A 669-nucleotide genomic window follows, 5' to 3' on the forward strand; every position below is an offset into this window, starting at 1 on the left:
GCGGGCTTTCATGAGCCGCTTCGTACCGGTACTGCCATTGCCAGTGCGACAGCGCTGCGCGGACTGCTGCGTATGGGCGGTTCCCCCGCAGACTATATACCGGAGTACAGTCTTAACATCCTTCGGCGCGAGCAGCAGGAAGGCCGCAGGCCGCTGGACTGGGAGAGCTTCCGCTCTCCGCTGCTGCACCTTCTCTCCACCCGCTCAGCCGCCGAGCTTGGCGGTCTGCTGGATGTGAGCGAGGGACTGGAGCATCGTCTGCTGCGGGTTCTGCCGGAGCTTGAGCAGTTCACCGTTAGCGGCCTGCTGTCAGCCTTGAAGAGCAAACGCTACACCCGCACACGCCTTCAGCGGATGCTTCTGCATATTCTGCTGAATCACGGCAAGGAAGAATTCTCTTCCGGCGTGCTGTCGCAAGGGCCGGGCTATATCCGGGTGCTCGGATTTCGGAAAAGCGGCCGCTCCCTGCTCAAAAAAATGAAGCAAAGCGCCACCCTGCCCGTTATCACACGGTCGGCGCTTTGCTCCCATCCGCATTTGGAACGGGATCTTCAGGCGTCCGCCGCCTATGCTGCGGCATTCGCCTCACCGCTCCGCAGCGAGCTATACAGCGACTATTTGAAGCCGCCGGTCATGATTTGACCGGCAGCTTCTCCATATACCGAATGG

The 669-nt window shown here is 60.7% G+C and carries 1 protein-coding gene; it reads left to right on the forward strand.

The features are described 5' to 3' along the window. On the forward strand, window positions 1–642 hold a 642-nt coding region (locus L691_RS0109430; RefSeq protein ID WP_025690201.1), incomplete at its 5' end, for a nucleotidyltransferase family protein. Between the last annotated feature and the right edge of the window lie 27 nt (window positions 643–669).

The sequence above is a fragment of the Paenibacillus zanthoxyli JH29 genome, assembly GCF_000520715.1.
Taxonomy (GTDB): domain Bacteria; phylum Bacillota; class Bacilli; order Paenibacillales; family Paenibacillaceae; genus Paenibacillus_AQ; species Paenibacillus_AQ zanthoxyli.